The organism is Microbulbifer pacificus, from assembly GCF_002959965.1.
GTDB lineage: Bacteria > Pseudomonadota > Gammaproteobacteria > Pseudomonadales > Cellvibrionaceae > Microbulbifer > Microbulbifer pacificus_A.
Map to the genome: position 1 here is coordinate 636,639 of NZ_PREV01000027.1, position 17,255 is coordinate 653,893.

General features: G+C 58.6%; 15 protein-coding genes. 9 read left to right on the forward strand and 6 right to left on the reverse strand.

Going from position 1 to position 17,255, the window contains the following annotated elements:
• Positions 1 to 117 precede the first annotated feature (117 nt).
• Both C3938_RS13415 and C3938_RS13420 read right to left on the reverse strand, forming a co-directional pair.
• The gene (locus tag C3938_RS13415; protein WP_105104528.1) at positions 118 to 2,151 is read right to left on the reverse strand and encodes an NADPH-dependent 2,4-dienoyl-CoA reductase; all 2,034 of its coding nucleotides are present in this window, start codon (positions 2,149 to 2,151) and stop codon (positions 118 to 120) included.
• Between the two features lie 215 nt (positions 2,152 to 2,366).
• Positions 2,367 to 3,257 (reverse strand): LysR family transcriptional regulator, encoded by an 891-nt coding sequence (locus C3938_RS13420; protein ID WP_105103778.1) that lies wholly within the window; start codon positions 3,255 to 3,257, stop codon positions 2,367 to 2,369.
• Positions 3,258 to 3,467: 210 nt separating this feature from the next.
• Between C3938_RS13420 and C3938_RS13425 the strand changes: the two genes are divergently transcribed.
• From C3938_RS13425 to C3938_RS13450, 6 genes are all read left to right on the forward strand, one after another.
• A complete protein-coding gene (locus tag C3938_RS13425) occupies positions 3,468 to 4,139 on the forward strand; it encodes a histidine phosphatase family protein (RefSeq protein ID WP_105103779.1) in 672 nt (223 codons plus the stop codon).
• Positions 4,140 to 4,154: 15 nt separating this feature from the next.
• Positions 4,155 to 5,369, forward strand: a complete 1,215-nt coding sequence (locus C3938_RS13430) for an acyl-CoA dehydrogenase family protein (protein WP_105103780.1) — start codon at positions 4,155 to 4,157, stop codon at positions 5,367 to 5,369.
• The gene (locus C3938_RS13435; protein ID WP_105103781.1) at positions 5,370 to 6,419 is read left to right on the forward strand and encodes a phosphotransferase; all 1,050 of its coding nucleotides are present in this window, start codon (positions 5,370 to 5,372) and stop codon (positions 6,417 to 6,419) included. It abuts the gene before it with no gap.
• 32 nt (positions 6,420 to 6,451) lie between these two features.
• Complete coding sequence (locus C3938_RS13440) at positions 6,452 to 7,228, forward strand: SDR family oxidoreductase (protein WP_105103782.1); 777 nt, start codon at positions 6,452 to 6,454, stop codon at positions 7,226 to 7,228.
• Between the two features lie 2 nt (positions 7,229 to 7,230).
• Entirely contained in the window at positions 7,231 to 8,025 is a 795-nt protein-coding gene (locus tag C3938_RS13445; RefSeq protein ID WP_105103783.1) for an SDR family NAD(P)-dependent oxidoreductase, read from the forward strand.
• Between the two features lie 121 nt (positions 8,026 to 8,146).
• Entirely contained in the window at positions 8,147 to 9,073 is a 927-nt protein-coding gene (locus C3938_RS13450) for an SDR family NAD(P)-dependent oxidoreductase (protein ID WP_105103784.1), read from the forward strand.
• A 551-nt stretch (positions 9,074 to 9,624) separates the two neighbouring features.
• Here the strand turns inward: C3938_RS13450 and C3938_RS13460 are convergent.
• The 3 genes from C3938_RS13460 to dinB form a co-directional block, all read right to left on the reverse strand.
• Positions 9,625 to 10,347, reverse strand: coding sequence for an RNA polymerase sigma factor (locus tag C3938_RS13460; protein ID WP_105103786.1), 723 nt, complete (start codon positions 10,345 to 10,347; stop codon positions 9,625 to 9,627).
• Positions 10,348 to 10,471: 124 nt separating this feature from the next.
• A complete protein-coding gene (locus C3938_RS18100; RefSeq protein ID WP_199775609.1) occupies positions 10,472 to 10,810 on the reverse strand; it encodes a DUF6116 family protein in 339 nt (112 codons plus the stop codon).
• A 203-nt stretch (positions 10,811 to 11,013) separates the two neighbouring features.
• Positions 11,014 to 12,096, reverse strand: coding sequence for a DNA polymerase IV (gene dinB / locus C3938_RS13470; RefSeq protein ID WP_105103787.1), 1,083 nt, complete (start codon positions 12,094 to 12,096; stop codon positions 11,014 to 11,016).
• Between the two features lie 93 nt (positions 12,097 to 12,189).
• Between dinB and C3938_RS13475 the strand changes: the two genes are divergently transcribed.
• The 3 genes from C3938_RS13475 (at position 12,190) to C3938_RS13485 (ending at position 15,701) form a co-directional block, all read left to right on the forward strand.
• Entirely contained in the window at positions 12,190 to 12,723 is a 534-nt protein-coding gene (locus C3938_RS13475) for a carboxymuconolactone decarboxylase family protein (protein ID WP_105103788.1), read from the forward strand.
• 260 nt (positions 12,724 to 12,983) lie between these two features.
• Complete coding sequence (locus C3938_RS13480; protein WP_325027409.1) at positions 12,984 to 14,954, forward strand: protein-disulfide reductase DsbD family protein; 1,971 nt, start codon at positions 12,984 to 12,986, stop codon at positions 14,952 to 14,954.
• Positions 14,955 to 15,053: 99 nt separating this feature from the next.
• A complete protein-coding gene (locus tag C3938_RS13485) occupies positions 15,054 to 15,701 on the forward strand; it encodes a thioredoxin family protein (protein ID WP_233998911.1) in 648 nt (215 codons plus the stop codon).
• 46 nt (positions 15,702 to 15,747) lie between these two features.
• Here C3938_RS13485 and bioA read toward each other — a convergent pair whose 3' ends face one another.
• On the reverse strand, positions 15,748 to 17,019 hold the full coding sequence (gene bioA / locus C3938_RS13490; protein WP_105103790.1) for an adenosylmethionine--8-amino-7-oxononanoate transaminase: 1,272 nt from the start codon (positions 17,017 to 17,019) through the stop codon (positions 15,748 to 15,750).
• Between the last annotated feature and the right edge of the window lie 236 nt (positions 17,020 to 17,255).

Genomic DNA, 17,255 nt, shown 5'->3' on the forward strand with positions numbered 1-17,255 from the left:
ACACAGTATAGGTCTGGGATGGGATTCTGCCGGGAGAGCTGTGGGAAAGGAGTGCGTCCGCTGATCGGGATTGCTGGCGGTCGATGGCGACCGCAGCAATCCGATGCGCGGTGGTGGTTACAGAGACGCTGCGAGGCGGGACCCTTGGTCGATGGCGCGCTTCGCATCGAGTTCTGCCGCCTCAAAGGCGCCGCCGATCAGGTGGCTGGACTGGCCCCGAGCCTGCAGCTGGTCGTGCAGCGCACGCAGGGGTTCCTGGCCGGCGCAGATGATCACATTGTCCACGTCGAGGATCTTCTGCTCGTCGCCCAGGCGGATATGCAGCCCCTGATCGTCGATCTTTTCATAGGTGACCCCGGCCAGGTTCTGTACTGCGCGGTGCTTGAGACTGGTGCGGTGAATCCATCCGGTGGTTTTGCCGAGTCCGGCGCCTACCTTGGAGGCTTTGCGCTGCAGCAGGAAAATCTGGCGGGGGCTGGTGACCGGCTGCTGGGGCTTGAGGCCGGCGCGGTGTTCCAGGGTGATATCCACCCCCCACTCGTCGAAGAATTCCTGCTTGCTGCTGGCGATCAGCTCGCTGCCGTGCTCCTCGCTGTGGGTCAGGTATTCGGCCACATCGAAGCCGATACCGCCGGCGCCGATGATCGCAACGGTTTTGCCCACCGGCTTCTTGTGTTTCAGCACGTCGAGGTAAGTGAGCACCTTGGCGTGTTCAATGCCCTCGATGGGCGGGGTACGCGGGGAGATGCCGGTGGCGATGATGACCTCGTCATATCCTTCGAGGTTGTCCCCGGTGGCGATGGTGTTGAGGCGCACGTCCACGCCGGTGATTTCCAGCTTGCGTTTGAAGTAGCGCAGGGTCTCTTCAAACTCCGCCTTACCGGGAATCTGTTTGGCGATATTGAACTGGCCGCCCACCTCGTCGCTGGCTTCGAACAGGGTTACCTCATGGCCGCGCTCGGCGGCCACTGTAGCGGCGGCGAGGCCGGCTGGGCCCGCGCCCACCACTGCAATTTTCCTGGCGCTTTTCACCGGCAGGTAATTCAGCTCGGTCTCGTGACAGGCGCGCGGATTGACCAGGCAGGAGGTGAGTTTCAGTTCAAAGGTGTGGTCCAGGCATGCCTGGTTGCAGCCGATACAGGTGTTGATTTCGTCCGCGCGATTTTCCGCCGCCTTGTTGACGAATTCTGCGTCCGCCAGAAACGGACGCGCCATGGAAATCATATCCGCCTGGCCGGCTGCCAGTACGTCTTCGCCCACCTGCGGCATATTGATGCGGTTGCTGGTGACGACCGGTACCGAAAGATGCTGCTTCACCTTGGCGGTGATATCGCTGAATGCCGCGCGCGGCACACTGGTGGCGATGGTGGGAACCCGCGCTTCGTGCCAGCCGATGCCGGTGTTGATGATGGAGGCGCCGGCGAGTTCGATGGCCTGGCCGAGTGCCACCACTTCGTCAAAATCGCTGCCGCCTTCCACCAGGTCCAGCATGGACAGGCGGTAGATAATGATGAAGTCTTCACCTACCGCTTCGCGAATACGACGGACGATTTCGATGGGCAGGCGGATACGGTTTTCGAAGCTGCCGCCCCAGCGATCATCGCGGTGGTTAGTGCGGGCGACGATGAACTGGTTGATGAAGTAGCCCTCGGAGCCCATTACCTCGACGCCGTCGTAACCCGCTTCTTTCGCCAGCACCGCGCAGCGCACATAGTCGTCGATTTGCTGTTCCACTTCCCCTTCGCTGAGCGCCTTTGGCGTGAACGGGTTGATCGGCGCCTGAATGGCGGAAGGCGCCACCAGATTGGGGTTATAGGCGTAGCGGCCGGCGTGCAGGATCTGCATACAGATCTTGCCGCCCTCGCGATGTACGGCATCGGTGATGGCGCGGTGCGCCATTGCTTCCTCGGCGGTGGTCATTTTGGAGGAGCCCTGGAATACCCCGCCTTCCTCATTGGGGGCGATCCCTCCGGTTACGATCAGGCCCACACCGCCTCTGGCGCGCTCGCCATAGAAGGCGGCCAGACGCTCGAAGCCGCCGGGATGCTCCTCCAGGTTGGTATGCATGGAGCCCATCAGTACCCGGTTCTTTAGGGTGGTGAAACCCAGGTCCAGGGGGGCGAGCAGATGTGGGTAAGGCTGCTGTGACATGGCGGTCATTCTCGTTCTGTGCGGCGCCCGCGCCCGGGAGCGGGAGTCCGGTGGGTTACGCCCGATGGGGCGGTTCTCGGCAACGTGCTATACGGTCCCTGCAGAAACTATGCAAAAAGTTGCATATCTTTCCTCAAGGATAGCAAGCCCGGGAGAACGGCGACACTGACCAATCCGCTCGAATCTTCTGGCCGCGCCAGTCCCCCTTCTCTGAACTACCGGAACAGGGCAATGACCTGCTCCCGCAGCCAGCGGTGTGCACCGTCCTCGTCCTGGCTGCGGTGCCACAACAGGTGCCAGTCCATCTGCGGAATCTGGAACGGCAGTTCGAAGCATCTGGCCGGGTATTGACGGGCGAGGCTGATGGGGACGGTAAGGGCCAGGTCGGTTTTCAACACCACAAGGGGTGCAACCCGGTAGTGCTGCACCCGCAGTTTGATCTTGCGCCGCCTCCCCAGCTTGTTGAGCGCGATATCCGTGATCCCCGGGCCACTGCGCCGGCTGGATACATGGATGTGTTCCAGCGCCAGATACTGTTCCAGGGTAAGGCTCGCCTCCCCGGCAAGGGGGTGGTCCGGTCGCAGCATGCACTGATAGCGGTCTGCTACCAGGCGCTGCTGATTCAGCTGGGTCGCGGAGACCATGGGAATATCGAGGGCGAAATCCAGGTTGTTGGCCGCCAATTCCCTGACCAGTTGCTCGCGCGGTACGTAATAGGATTCCACACTCACACCCGGCGCGACGCGCTGCAAATGCTCCAGCAGTGGCGGCAGCACCAGTGTTTCTGCCATGTCGTTCATGGACAGACGCAGGGTCTTCTGTGCAGTAGCCGGTTCGAACTGATGTTGCTCGGTCACGCTGCTGTCCAGCAACGCCAGCGCCTGCTGCACCCGCGGCATGATGCTTTCCGTCAGTGGCGTGGGGCTCATACCGTTCGGTGTACGTGTGAACAGTTGGTCGTTCAGGGCTCGCCGCAATCGCGCCAGCGCGTTGCTCACCGCGGGCTGAGTGATATGCAGGCGCTCCGCCGCCCGGGTGAGGTTGCGCGTGGTGTAGATGGCATCCAGTACCGGGAACAGGTTCATGTCGATCTGTTGCAACTGCATGGTCAGCGCTCTCCTCGAATCGCGGCCACCGAACCTTTCGCGTGACCAGCCATCACCACTGTGAATGTTTGAATATTTACATAATAAACTTTGATGATCCACGGGGAATCGCTAGCTTTATCTCCCAGTCCGGCGGTTGAGTGAATAACCCGGGACGTAATTCGAAACCTTCGATGCAATGTTTACTGGGCCAACCACGGGAGAGGAGCTGTGCCGGAAATTTTTGTAGTGCGCCACGGTCAGGCGTCCTTTGGCAGCGACAACTACGACCAGTTGTCTGAACTCGGTTGGCAGCAGGCGCGCTGGCTGGGGGAACACTGGTCAGAAGAGGGGCAGCAATTCGATCACATCGTTTGTGGTGACCTGCGGCGGCACCGCGAAACGGCCCGCGGTATCTGCGAAGGCCTGGGGCTCGCGAGCACGCAAGTGGAGGAGTTGCCGCAGCTGAACGAGTTTGATTTCAAAACCGTGATGCACGCCTACAGCGAGAAAAACCCACAGGCAACACCGGCCGCCGGCGCGGAGCGCGCGGACTATTACCGCTTTCTGAAGATGGCCATGCATGCATGGTCCGCCGGCGAAATTACCGGGGCGGAATCCTGGCAGCAGTTTGAACAGCGTATTGAAGAAGTGCTGGGTGTTCTCGCTGCGGGTGCCCGCGGTGGCAGGACCCTGGTGGTGAGCTCCGGTGGCGCCATTGCCATGATGGTGCGGCAGATTCTTGGGGCACCGTCCCACAGCGTGACCCAGCTGAACATGCAGATAAAAAATACCGCGGTCAGCCGCTTCTTCGCCGGCCGCAGCGGTGTGAGCCTGCACAGCTTCAACCATGTCCCACATCTGGATACGCGCCAGCGCCGCGAATTCATTACTTACAGTTAACAAGAGAAAGCAGCGATGAATTTTGAGTATTCCCCGAAAGTGCAGGATCTGCTCCAGCGTCTGAAGCAGTTCATGGCGGAGGAAGTGATCCCCGTTGAAGCCCTGTATATGGAGCAACTGGAGCAGGATCGCTGGGGCGAACCACCCATTATGGAAGCGCTGAAGCGCAAGGCTCGGGACGCAGGCCTGTGGAACCTGTTTATACCCGGAGCCGAACACGGTGCCGGGCTGACAAACCTGGAGTACGCACCGCTGGCGGAGGAGATGGGGCGGGTGTTGTTTTCTTCGGAAATTTTCAATTGCAGCGCGCCGGATACCGGCAATATGGAGGTGCTCGCCCAGTACGGGTCGGAGGCGCAGAAAGAGCGCTGGCTGACGCCGCTCCTGGCCGGCGAAATCCGCTCCGCCTTCGCCATGACCGAGCCCAAAGTGGCCTCCAGTGATGCCACCAATATCGAAACCGCGATTGTGCGCGACGGCGATGATTACGTCATCAATGGCCGTAAATTCTATATCAGCGGCGCGTTAAGCCGCCGCTGCGAAATCATGATTGTGATGGGAAAGACGGCGCCGGAAAGCGAAGATCGCTACCGCCAGCAGTCTCAGATCCTGGTGCCGATGAATACGCCGGGAGTTAAGGTCATTCGCCCCATGACCGTATTCGGTTACGACGATGCGCCGGAGGGACACGCGGAAATCATTTTCGACAATGTGCGGGTACCGAAGGAAAACCTGATTCTCGGCGAAGGTCGCGGATTTGAAATCGCTCAGGGCCGTCTCGGGCCGGGTCGTATTCATCACTGTATGCGCCTTATCGGCCAGGCCCAGCGCGCGCTGGAAATGATGGCCCGGCGTGCGGAGAGTCGTGTGGTATTCGGCCGGCCGATGATCAAGCAGGGCTCCGTACGCGAAGACATTGCCAGATCCGCGTGTGAAATTGAGCAGGCGCGTCTGCTGACTCTGAAGGCCGCCGATCAGATGGATCGACATGGCAACAAGGCCGCGCGGGATCTGATCGCGATGATCAAGATCGTCGCACCGCAGATGGCCTGCAACGTCCTTGACCGCGCCATCCAGATCCACGGTGCCGCCGGCCTCAGCCAGGATTTCAGTCTCGCCCGGGGCTACAGCTACGCCCGCACCATCCGCCTCGCCGACGGGCCCGATCAGGTCCACATGATGCAACTGGGACGCAATCTGGCGGCGCAATACGCCGCAGAGGAGGGATGAATGACAGAGGTGAAAAGCCCATCGGTGGATCAGCTGGATACGAAAACGCTGTCCGCGTATCTGAAGGGACGGATTCCGGGGTTTGATGGGCCGGTGCGCGCCAATAAATTTTCTGGCGGTCAGTCGAACCCGACGTTCAAGGTAGAGACCAGCGCGGGCACCTATGTGCTGCGTCGCCAGCCGCCGGGAAAGCTGCTGAAATCCGCACACGCAGTGGATCGGGAATTTCGTGTAATGCAGGCACTGGTGGATAGCGATGTGCCGGTGCCCGAAGTTCTGCACCTCTGTGAAGACCGCGAGGTGATCGGTTCCATGTTCTATCTCATGGAGTATTGCGAGGGCCGGATTTTCTGGGATGCCGCGCTGCCGGAACTGAACAACAGCGAGCGTCGCGCCGTTTACGAGGAAATGAACCGGGTGCTGGCCGCTCTGCACAGCGTGGATCTGGAAGCAGCCGGTCTCACCGATTACGGCCGGCCCGGTAATTACTTCGAGCGCCAGTTCGAGCGCTGGCAGGGCCAGTACCGGGCCTCGGAGCTGCAGACCATCGACGCTATGGATCGGTTGATCTGCTGGCTGGGTGAAAATCTTCCGCAGGACGACGGTCGCGTATCGCTGGTGCATGGCGATTACCGTCTCGACAATATGGTGTTTCATGCCACCGAGCCCCGCGCCATTGCCGTGCTCGACTGGGAACTGTCTACCCTCGGGCATCCGTTTGCGGACCTGGCCTATCAGTGCATGCAACTGCGTATGCCGGCGGACAGCGGGAACATCTCCGGCTTGATGGGCGTGGACCGGCGCGCACTTGGTATACCGAGCGAACGTGAGTATGTAGCGCGTTACTGCGAGCGCATGGGCATCGAACGCATCGACAACTGGGCCTTTTATCTCGCGTTCAGTTTTTTCCGCCTGGCGGCCATTATCCAGGGTGTGGCCAAGCGCGCGCATGAAGGTAATGCCTCCAGCAAAAATGCGGCGGCACTGGGTGCCTTCGTCGACCCGCTGGCGAAGCTCGCCCTGGATGTCATTGAAAAAGAAAGCGATTAAAAAATACAACTAACGATTGTCGGGAGAATGTTATGGCGACGAATCTTTTTGATCTGAGCGGCAAGATTGCCCTGGTAACCGGCGCCAGTCGCGGTATCGGCGAGGCGATTGCCAAACTGCTGGCGGAGCAGGGTGCCCATGTACTGGTATCCAGCCGCAAGCTCGATGGGTGTCAGGCGGTGGCGGATGCCATCAATGATGCGGGGGGGAAAGCGGAAGCGCTGCCCTGCCATATCGGCAGTATGGATGACATCGCCCAGGTATTCCGTCATATCCGCACTCAGTACGGCAAGCTGGATATCCTGGTAAACAATGCGGCCACCAATCCCTACTTCGGACACATTCTGGATACGGATCTGGGTGCTTTCGAGAAAACCGTGGCGGTCAATATTCGCGGTTATTTTTTCATGTCGGTGGAAGCGGGCAAGTTGATGCGGGAAAACGGCGGCGGCTGTATTGTCAATACGGCCTCCATCAACGCGTTGCAACCGGGTGTGGGGCAGGGCATTTACTCCATCACCAAGGCGGCGGTGGTGAATATGACCAAGGCCTTTGCGAAGGAATGTGCTCAGTTCAATATCCGCGTTAACGCGCTGTTGCCGGGGCTCACCAAAACCAAATTTGCCGGTGCGCTGTTTTCCCATGAGGAGATCTACAAAACCGCCATCGGCCATATTCCCATGCATCGCCATGCGGAGCCGGAGGAAATGGCGGGAACCGTGCTGTACCTGGTGTCCGACGCCGGCAGCTACACCAACGGTGAATGCGTGGTGGTCGACGGCGGCCTTACCGCCTGTGGAGGGCTTTGAGCATGTCGGAATTCCAACGTGATCCCCTGCTGGATTTCACAGGCAAGGTCGCTCTGATTACCGGCGCCGCCAGTGGCTTTGGTGCACTGCTCGCCGAAGAACTGGGGCGCCGGGGTGCGCGCCTTGTGTTGGGAGACATCAACCTGACGGGACTGCAGGCGGTCGAAGAAAAACTGTCGGCATATGGTGTCGAGGTGCGGGCAATGGCTTGTGATGTGTCGTCCGAAACAGACGGCGCCGCTATGGTGGCGTTGGCGCGGGAGCATTTTGGTCGCCTGGACATAGCCGTCAACAACGCGGGGATTGCGCCACCTCTGCAGTATCTCGAAGAGGTGGACGAAGAAACCTTCGACCTGCAACAGCGGGTAAACGTGAAGGGAGTGTTCTTTGGTATGAAGCACCAGCTCAGGGTGATGCGCATGCAGGGTGATGGTGTCATCCTGAATGTGAGTTCCATGGCCGGTGTCGGCGGTGCCCCCAAGGCCTCATCTTACTCCGCGGCAAAACACTCTGTTGTCGGCCTTACCCGCACTGCGGCGGTGGAATACGCCCGCCACAATGTACGCGTCAATGCCGTCTGCCCGTTTTACACCCTGACACCCATGATCACCGACATGCAGGCACCGGAAGGCGCTACCGCGGACCAGATGCGTGCAGTTTTCGCCGCCGGTTGTCCGATGAAAAGACTGGGTAAGCCGGAAGAGGTCGTCAGTGCGATGTTGATGCTGTGTTCGCCGGCTCTGACCTATGTCACTGGTCAGACCTTGGCGGTCGATGGCGGAGTTTCGGCATTTTGATGCTCTCGAAACCATTTTTTATTGTCTTGTTTTACGGCGCAGTGGGACCGTGCTTTTCAACAGCCTGCAAGGGCTGCTGACAGGCTCTGACACTGAGTAATACCTATTGATGGAGAGAACCATGACGATTTCATTTGAAGGACGGGTGGCGATTGTTACCGGGGCGGGTAACGGCCTCGGCCGCTCTCATGCACTGGAACTGGCCCGTCGCGGTGCCCGTGTGGTGGTCAACGATCTCGGCGGTGCCCGCGATGGTTCAGGCGGATCGCTGACCGCAGCGGAAACTGTGGTGAAGGAAATTGTAGACGCTGGTGGTGAGGCCATCGCCAACGGTGCCAACGTTACCGACTACCAGCAAGTACAGGAAATGGTGACGGAGGCCGTCGCGCGTTGGGGGCGGGTGGACATTCTGGTGAATAACGCCGGTATCCTGCGGGACAAGTCGTTCGCAAAGGCACCTATGGATGATTTCAAGCTGGTGGTGGATGTTCACCTGATGGGCAGTGTCAACTGCACCAAAGCGGTGTGGGATATTATGCGTGAACAACAGTACGGCCGTATTGTGATGACCACGTCTTCCTCGGGTCTGTATGGCAACTTCGGTCAGTCCAACTATGGTGCCGCAAAAACCGGCGTGGTTGGCCTGATGAATACCCTGCATCTGGAGGGAGAGAAATACGGCATCAAAGTGAATTGTCTTTCTCCCACCGCGGCCACCCGTATGACGGAAGATATTATCCCGGATCAGAATGCGCTGGACTTGCTGACACCGGAATCCGTCACCGCGGGCCTGATTGCACTCGTTGCCGATGACGCGCCCAACCGCTTTATTCTCTGCGCCGGTGCAGGCGGCTATGCGAAGGCGCGTATTGTGGAAACGGAAGGCATCTACTTGCCGCCGGAGCAGCAGACGGCGGAAAACGTACTGGCCAACCTGGATGCGATTGCCGACGAGAAGGGGCAGCGGGAGCTGGTTGGCGGCCTGAATCAGACCGTGAAGTTTATTCAGAAAGCAGCCCGGGCCATGGGGGTCAGCCTGGGAGGTTGATCAAGGCCGTGGAGGGAAAATACTCAGCATAAAAAACGGGAGTGAGGTGACGTACTCCCGTTTTTTATAGGACTGTATCGACGCGGATCAGGGAAGGATTCGACAGTGCTTGCGGGCTGCAGAGGCCAGATCATTTGGCAGTGTATTGGTCGCTGCGCCCCGTTGCTGTCTGCGCCACTGGGCGCAAAGTTCTGTGTAACTTCCCGCTTTTACTTCGGTGCGAAGTGAATGCCATTCATCAATGTTTTTTTCAATCGCCACGGGCTTTGGGCGGTACCGTTCAAGTGCGGCAGGCTCCGCACTTTGCTGTGGTGTCCACTGACCGGGAGCCGCTCCAATATACTGCGCGGGGTGCAGCAACACGATAGCAATCGCCACGGCGCTGAACCCGGAGGCCGCACGGGACAACAGTCGGCTGCTTGACCTTGCAGTTGGGTGTATAGGCTTTACCGCGCGGATATCCGCGAGGATTTTCGTTTCCAACGGCGCCGGTGTGCGCAACTGGCTGCGCGCCTGACGATAGGATGATTCCCAGTGATTGCGCTTCATGCTCACACTACCTCAACGGAGCGGTTGGTACCTGCGGTGGCGGCCACTGCAATATCTGGAGCTTTGCGCCAGGGGAAGCCGGTTGCGGGCTTTTGGGGCGCTGCTGGATTTTCTGTGCCCTGTTGCGCAGCTTCCTGCTGTGCGGCCGCTTCTTGTGCCAGTGTAGCCGCGGATTTCCATGGCTTGCGCGGGCTGCCGTGAACGGCCAGCTCTACGGTCCGCCGGCTTTGTTGCAGAAGATTTCTGCACAGCGCCAGCGGCAGTCTCTCGATATCGGCGATGGTGGTGAGTGAAAGTCCGCACTCGGTAAACAGCAGAAAAATATTCCGCTCACGGTGGGGCAGTTGCTGGATAGCGCGAAGAACCTCTGAGTTATCCAGTGCCGATTGCAGGGACTCGTCTTCGCTGTTGCCTGTCTCATGTGCCGGGTCGGGATTCGGCAACTGTCGACTGATGTGTATAAACAGCCAGTTTTTAAGATTTCTGCCGCGCAGGTCCGGTGGCGTGTGCATGAAGCTGCGCCAGAAGTTCTCCATCACCGACACACATTGCTGCGGTGTCATCTGCGCACAATAGCGAAACAGGGGATCCTTGTAACGCCGATATATTTCCCGAAAAACCCGCTGACTGCGCGTAACGAAATACTTGCTGACCAAGTCTTCATCACTGAAACTGCACAACTTGTCCGCAAACATGGGATTTGCCTCCTTGGCGTTAATTCCCATTGCTACTTACCCGGTTGCACACCCCGAGGACACTCCTGTCCGCGGGTAAATCGTTAAACGAGTAACCTGCCTGTTAACCTTATTTCGCTCGCATTCTCAGCGGTAGCGAATACCACGCTCTGATTCAGTGTTTTCCGTTTCCGGTCTGGGGCTCCGACGTCTTGTCTGCGTCGGTAACTTTTTCCGCATATCCGCCGACGACCTTTTCGTCCCTGCCGTTTCCTTTTTCGGCATGGTCGCGGGCGGTTGGCCCCGCCTGTTCCACCTGGCTGTGTTTTTTCCATGCAGCGAGAAACAGGGTTGCGAGTCCAAGCAGCAGTTCATCCACAAATGGCACCAGGTCGGGAATGATCAGGTCGACCAAAAATAGTGCGCATATCCACTTGAACAGCTGGGGATGTTTAAGCCCGCGGGCATAGTTGAGGAACCAACCCACCAGGGCACTGGGAAGTACGCGCTTCATTTTGTGCCAATAAGGAGAAACGGAAACTTGTGGTTGAAACTGCTTTCAGGACCGTGTTGGGAGTATAGTCCGGGGCCGCTGGACCTGAGTTTGGCGAAAAGGTTCCGTGTGTAAAAATACGTACGAGATGGCGGCAAATTATCTTGTTACTCAGGGACCGAGCACATGGCTCGGCGCGCGTGTAGACTGAAAAGTGAGCAGTTTCAGGCTGCCGGGCCCATTCTGTCACGGAGGGGAAGAGGCAGCTGCTCCGGCCCTAAATCGGCGCGTAAATCTTTGAGTTTCACACCGATACCGAGCAGTCTGATCGGATCGCTGCGCCTGTCCCAACATTGTTGCAACAGCTGCTTGAACTCAGTGATCCGTGCGGCGCGGCTGCCTCGCTCCTGGGTCGACTGGCTGAAGTCGGCGTACTTGACCTTGACGACGGCAGCGCTGATTTCGTAACGATCCCCAAGCCTGTCAAGACGTTCCTGAAGACGGCCATACAAACTGACCATTTCTTCCTGCCACTCTTTGTGCATTTGCAGATCTTCGGAGAAGGTATGCTCGACGCTGACACTTTTGCGTGCCCCGTCGCCGCTCACCGGCCGCTGGTCCTGGCCGCGACAGAGCTGGAATAGCCGGTTGCCGAACTTTCCGTATTTCTGCACCAGTTCCACCATGGAAAAACGCCTGAGATCGCTGCAGGTGCGAATGCCCTCTCGGTGCATTTTTTCTGCAGTGACCCGTCCCACACCGTGAATTTTTTTCACGGGCAGGCGCAATACAAAGTCTTCTACCGCGTCCGGTTTAATGACTGTCAGTCCATCGGGTTTTTGCCAGTCACTGGCGATTTTGGCAAGGAACTTATTGGGGGCGACACCGGCGGAAATGGTGATACCCAGATCCTTGAACACCCGGGCACGGATTTCTCTGGCAATCAGAGTTGCGCTGCCATTGCAATGCACGCTATCAGTAACATCGAGAAAGGCCTCGTCGAGGGATAGCGGTTCAATAATGTCGGTATAGGAGAGGAAAATTTCCCGGATCTGTGCGCTCACTTCCCGATATTTTTTCATATTGCCCGGCACTACAATCAGGTCAGGACACAGTTTTTTGGCCTGCGAGGTCGGCATGGCCGAGCGCACGCCGAAACTGCGTGCTTCGTAGTTACAGGTAGATATGACTCCGCGGCGATCGCTCGACCCACCCACGGCAACAGGCCGGCCCCGCAGGTTGGGGTCGTCTCGCATTTCTACCGAGGCGTAGAAGCAGTCGCAGTCGCAGTGGATGATCTTTCGCATGCTGTGATTATATCCAGTATTTTGGGTGCGCCAACCGGATTTGGTTTATGGGTGGCGCGGACCCTGATTGCACCGGTGGTGAGGAGGCAAGTGATGAGCAGAATTTCCCTGACGAATGGCGATATGGAGCGACGGGCGACAGATATTCTCGGCGAAGTCCGGGAACAGCTCGGGTTTGTACCCACGGTGTTTCGGGCTTACGCCAATCATCCCACCCTGCTCGCGGAGCTTTGGGATCGCTACCAGCACACGATGCTGACCGGCGGCCTGTCACGGCGACTGAAAGAGGAGATCGCTCTGATGGTAGCTGCGGATGAGCACAGCGATTACGGCATCACCTTGCACAGTAATGCGCTGCGTCAACTGGGAATGGATCCCCACGAGATCCTGCGTGTTCGCACCGACCCCGACCACGCGCACCTGGAAGCCCGTGAACACGCCCTGCTGGAAATCGCCCGCCACGGTAATCTTTCGCCCCACGATCACGGGGAGCGTTATATCGAGCACGCCAGGGATGCCGGTGCCGCGGATGCGGATATTCTTGAGGCGCTTGCGGTTGCAAGTCTTGCGGCGGAAATCAGCCACGTTTCAGCCATGCTGGATCTCCCAGTCGATATGCGTTCTTGATGGGCCTGGGTATCCGGGGACGGGCTTGCAGTGCTGGATGCACTTCTGTTCAATAGACCGGAATTTTGAATCCGGCTGAATCCGGATTACCAACATCATGCACTGGCGCAGCTGCGGTTTGGTCTGCCCGGACGTTCACCGCAGTCGAGGCTATTGTGGCATTTGCTTCCCCGAAATTTACGCTCTTCGGAATAGGGCACATCCGCCACCGCTTGGCGGCGGTGGCCGTACTGTTTCTCTCGTACGCGCTGTCGACGAATGTGGGGGCGCAGGAAACGGCCAGTGGTGATCATGTCCGCGTTCGCTGGTTGGCCCCTCAGCAAATGGGAGCTTCAGCAGAAACGCTCGGATTCTATTTCGAGGTCGATCCCGGCTGGCACGTTTACTGGCGCAATGCCGGGGATTCCGGTGCGGCGCCGCGGTTTGATATTTCCGGCAATGGGGACGTGGGGAAGATACTGTGGCCGTACCCCGAGCGCCTGCCCATCGAACACCTCACCAATCTCGGCTATGCGGGCAATGTTGCCTATCTGTTTGATGTGACTGCCCGAATGGAAACACTCGAGCTGGCCGTCAATCTGGAATGGTTGGTGTGTAAGGTGGATTGTATTCCCGGTTTCGGCAGTCTGACGTTGTCGCGGCCGGCAGGTGGGGGAAATAGCGGGAGCGAAAGCCGCTGGAATCAAGACGATCTGACGTTGCGCAACCACTTTCTCGCCCGGGTGCCGCAACCATCCGGGCAAAGTCCATGGCAGGTGGAGCGCCTCACTCGCCGCGGCGACCTCTTGCGCCTTTCCCTGCGCAATACGTCTGGCCGTCATCGGGACGGACAACCGTCGGTCTTTCCTCTGGACGGGGAACTGCTGCAGGCCAGCCAGCCGACACTGGAAATCGACGGTGACCGCGTGCACTTTACATTCAGCAAAGTACCGGGAGCGCCCGCGGCGGAGGCGACTGGGTTTGTGGTTGTTGATGAAGGCTCCGCCTGGCAGTTCGACGCTATTCCCATTGTGGCTGCGCCCGTGGTCACTGCGGTACTTGAGGAAGAGACGCAATCCTTTTGGTTGCTGGTGCTCGCGGCGTTCGCCGGCGGCGTGATCCTGAATCTGATGCCCTGTGTATTTCCGGTACTGTCCATCAAACTCTTTGGGTTGATTGACCAGGGCAGTGGCAGTCGCGTGAAAGAAGGCCTGCTATACAGTGCCGGCGTGCTCGCCACGTTCGCCATACTCGGCGGCCTGCTGATGGTACTGCGCGCCGGTGGTGCCGCCGTCGGCTGGGGTTTCCAGTTGCAGTCACCGTCGGTTGTGCTGGGATTGATTGTGCTCTTTTGGCTGATGGCCCTGTCGTTCAGCGGTGTGTTTGAATTCGGGCATCGGTTGATGCTGGTGGCAGGGCACAGTCGCGGTGGCTCTTTTGTGACCGGTGTACTTGCGGTTTTTGTGGCCGCCCCCTGCACCGGCCCGTTTATGGGCGCGGCGCTGGGCGCGGCGGCCGTGATGCCGGCGGTTTATGCCATGGTGATATTTCTGGGACTGGGCGCGGGTCTCGCTGCCCCGTTTCTGTTGCTCTGTGCCTCTCCCGCACTGTTGCACAGGCTACCGAAACCCGGCCCCTGGATGGATCGGGTGCGGCAACTGTTGGCCTTTCCGCTTTACGCTACGGTGATCTGGTTGCTTTGGGTGCTGGGGCGCATGCTGGGCGACACCGGTTGGGTGATAGGCACGGTACTTATGCTGGGCTTGGGGTTTGCCCTGTGGATCGGCACCAGCTTCTCCGGCAGCCGGCGCGCAAAATTTGCAGGTTATGTGATGGCGCTGCTGGTTTTGTTCACCGGCTTTGGCACACTCAGCGTTCCGCAGAGAGATGCACTGCAGGGAAGCCCCGAGCTGTTGTCCGGCTGGCAGCCGTTCGATGCTGCGGCTATCGCCCAGGCGAGAGCGGAAAATCGCGCAGTCTTTATCGACTACACGGCGGCCTGGTGCATCACTTGTCAGGTAAATAAAAAACTGGTGCTGGATACTGCGCCAGTGCAAAACATGTTTCACGAAAATGATGTTCTGTTGATCCGCGCGGACTGGACGAATCAGGATTCGGAAATTACCGCGGCATTGGCGGAACTGGGGCGTAATTCCGTGCCTGTCTATGCCTGGTACGCACCCGGTGCCAGTACCCCGGAGCTGCTACCTCAGATTTTGCAGGAGCGCATGATTGCGGCGTTATTTGAATAGGCGGTATGAGCACCTGTTCTACCGGCGGTCGCGAAGGTCCGCGTGTAATACTTGCCCATCGCTCTTTCCACATGACTCACGACAAAAAGGATGACCATTGTGAATAAACCCGATCTGATGTCGTCTCATTTGACCTCTCGCAAACTGTACGCGGTAAGAAATTTTGTCCTGGCCCTTTTGGCGGCGCCGACATTGGCTTTTGCCGCCGCTGTTCCCGGCGAAAAGGCACCGGATTTTTCCGAGGTGGATGCGGCCGGGAAATCTCACCGTCTCGCTGATTACAGAGGCCAATGGCTGGTGCTGGAATGGTTCAACAAGGACTGCCCCTATGTGAAAAAGCACTACGGCAGTGGGAATATGCAGGCCCTGCAGGAAAAATATACCAGCCGGGATATCAATTGGCTTACGGTAATTTCCTCCTCCAAGGGCAAACAGGGCTATCTGGAGCCGGCACAGGCGCTGGAAGTGGCGGAGAGCCACGACCTGAACGCCAGCGCGCCGTTCCTGCTGGATGTCGATGGCAGTATGGGGCGTGCCTACGGTGCCAAGACGACACCGCATATGTTCATCATCAATCCGGAGGGGCAGGTGGTCTACGCGGGCGCAATTGATGATAACGACTCTGCCAATCCTGCGGTTATCGCCGATTCTGCAAACTACGTGGCGGCCGCACTGGACGCGTCGATGGCAGGCAATGCCGTAGCGGTCGCGTCTTCGCGCGCGTACGGTTGCAGCGTTAAATATTGAGTTGGTGAGTGGCGCCCGGTGCAATACCGGGCGATCGCGCACACCTCTAGTTATCTCCCAGTGTTGCCACCATTGCTTCGGTCAGCTGGTGTAAAGCATCGGCACCGATGATGTAGGGCGGCATGGTATAAACCAGTTTGCCAAAGGGGCGCAACCAGACCCCTCGCTCGATCAGGCTTTGCTGCAGCGTTCTGTTGTCGACCGGCTGTTTCATTTCCACTACGCCGATAGCACCGAGTACGCGTACATCGGCGACGCCACTGGCACTTTTCAACGGTGCCAGCTCCTGCCGCAATTGCTGCTCGATGGCGTCGACCTGTTGTTTCCAGTCGCGTGACAGCAATAAATCGATACTCGCATTGGCGACGGCGCAGGCCATGGGGTTACCCATAAACGTTGGGCCGTGCATGAACACACCAGCCTCACCGTTACAGATCCCGCTCGCCACTTTGTCGGTGCATAGTGTTGCTGCCAGGGTCAGGGTGCCGCCGGTCAGTGCCTTGCCAAGGGTGAGGATGTCCGGCGAAATGCCGGCGTGTTCACAGGCGAACATTTTGCCGCTGCGCCCGAAGCCGGTGGCGATTTCGTCGGCAATCAGCAGCAGGTCATACTGATCGCAGAGTTGGCGTACACGCTTCAGGTATCCCGGCGAATAGAAGCGCATGCCGCCGGCGCCCTGGACGATGGGTTCGAGAATGACGGCGGCGAGGTTTTGGTGGTTGTGTTCGATAAGGCGCTGCAGTTCGGCGGTGTCCTGTTCTGTGCAGGTGGCGTCGAATATTGGGGTGGGAGCTGGTGCGAACAGGTGTTGGGTTAGCTGGCTGGCGAAGAGGTGGTGCATGCCGGTGACGGGGTCGCAGGCAGCCATGGCGCCGAAGGTATCACCGTGATAGCCGTTGCGCAGGGCCAGCAGTTTGTTTTTTTCCGGTTTGCCCTGGGAGTGCCAGTATTGCAGGGCCATTTTTATGGCGACTTCGACGGATACTGAGCCGGAGTCAGCGAGGAAGACTTTCTGCAAGGGTTCCGGTGTAAGTGCGACGAGCTTCTTGCACAGATCGATGGCGGGCTCGTGCGTGAGTCCGCCGAACATGACATGGCTCATTTTTTCCATCTGGCTTTGCATGGCGGCGTTCAGTTCGGGAACGTTGTAGCCGTGCAGGGTGCTCCACCAGGAGCTCATGCCGTCGATCAGTCCTCTTCCGTCTTCCAGAAAAATCCGTACACCCTCAGCTCGTGTGATGGGGTAGACGGGGGGCGGATTGATCAGGGAGGAGTAGGGGTGCCAGATGTGGGTTTTGTCGAACTGTAAATCCATCATGGTTCAGTGGGATTTCTTTTTAAGCAGGTGGGTGGCGGTGAAGCACCGGGTATCTGTTTTCGGAACCGGGCTAGGCGCCCCCCTTCAACCCATCCCTGGGCGCTGCGGCGCAAACTTCCTGTTTGCGACGCTTCCGAAAACAGATACCCGGCACTTCACCTTCAATTTTTAGCAATTTACTTCGTAAGCAAAAAAAATCGCTCTATCGTCATTCCGGCGAAGGCCGGAATCCAGCG

Coding starts and splice junctions, on each gene's coding strand:
- C3938_RS13415 (WP_105104528.1), bottom strand. CDS start 2,151: ATGTCACAGCAGCCTTACCCACATCTGCTCGCCCCCCTGGACCTGGGT.
- C3938_RS13420 (WP_105103778.1), bottom strand. CDS start 3,257: ATGCAGTTGCAACAGATCGACATGAACCTGTTCCCGGTACTGGATGCC.
- C3938_RS13430 (WP_105103780.1), top strand. CDS start 4,155: ATGAATTTTGAGTATTCCCCGAAAGTGCAGGATCTGCTCCAGCGTCTG.
- C3938_RS13435 (WP_105103781.1), top strand. CDS start 5,370: ATGACAGAGGTGAAAAGCCCATCGGTGGATCAGCTGGATACGAAAACG.
- C3938_RS13440 (WP_105103782.1), top strand. CDS start 6,452: ATGGCGACGAATCTTTTTGATCTGAGCGGCAAGATTGCCCTGGTAACC.
- C3938_RS13445 (WP_105103783.1), top strand. CDS start 7,231: ATGTCGGAATTCCAACGTGATCCCCTGCTGGATTTCACAGGCAAGGTC.
- C3938_RS13450 (WP_105103784.1), top strand. CDS start 8,147: ATGACGATTTCATTTGAAGGACGGGTGGCGATTGTTACCGGGGCGGGT.
- C3938_RS13460 (WP_105103786.1), bottom strand. CDS start 10,347: ATGGGAATTAACGCCAAGGAGGCAAATCCCATGTTTGCGGACAAGTTG.
- C3938_RS18100 (WP_199775609.1), bottom strand. CDS start 10,810: ATGAAGCGCGTACTTCCCAGTGCCCTGGTGGGTTGGTTCCTCAACTAT.
- dinB (WP_105103787.1), bottom strand. CDS start 12,096: ATGCGAAAGATCATCCACTGCGACTGCGACTGCTTCTACGCCTCGGTA.
- C3938_RS13475 (WP_105103788.1), top strand. CDS start 12,190: ATGAGCAGAATTTCCCTGACGAATGGCGATATGGAGCGACGGGCGACA.
- bioA (WP_105103790.1), bottom strand. CDS start 17,019: ATGATGGATTTACAGTTCGACAAAACCCACATCTGGCACCCCTACTCC.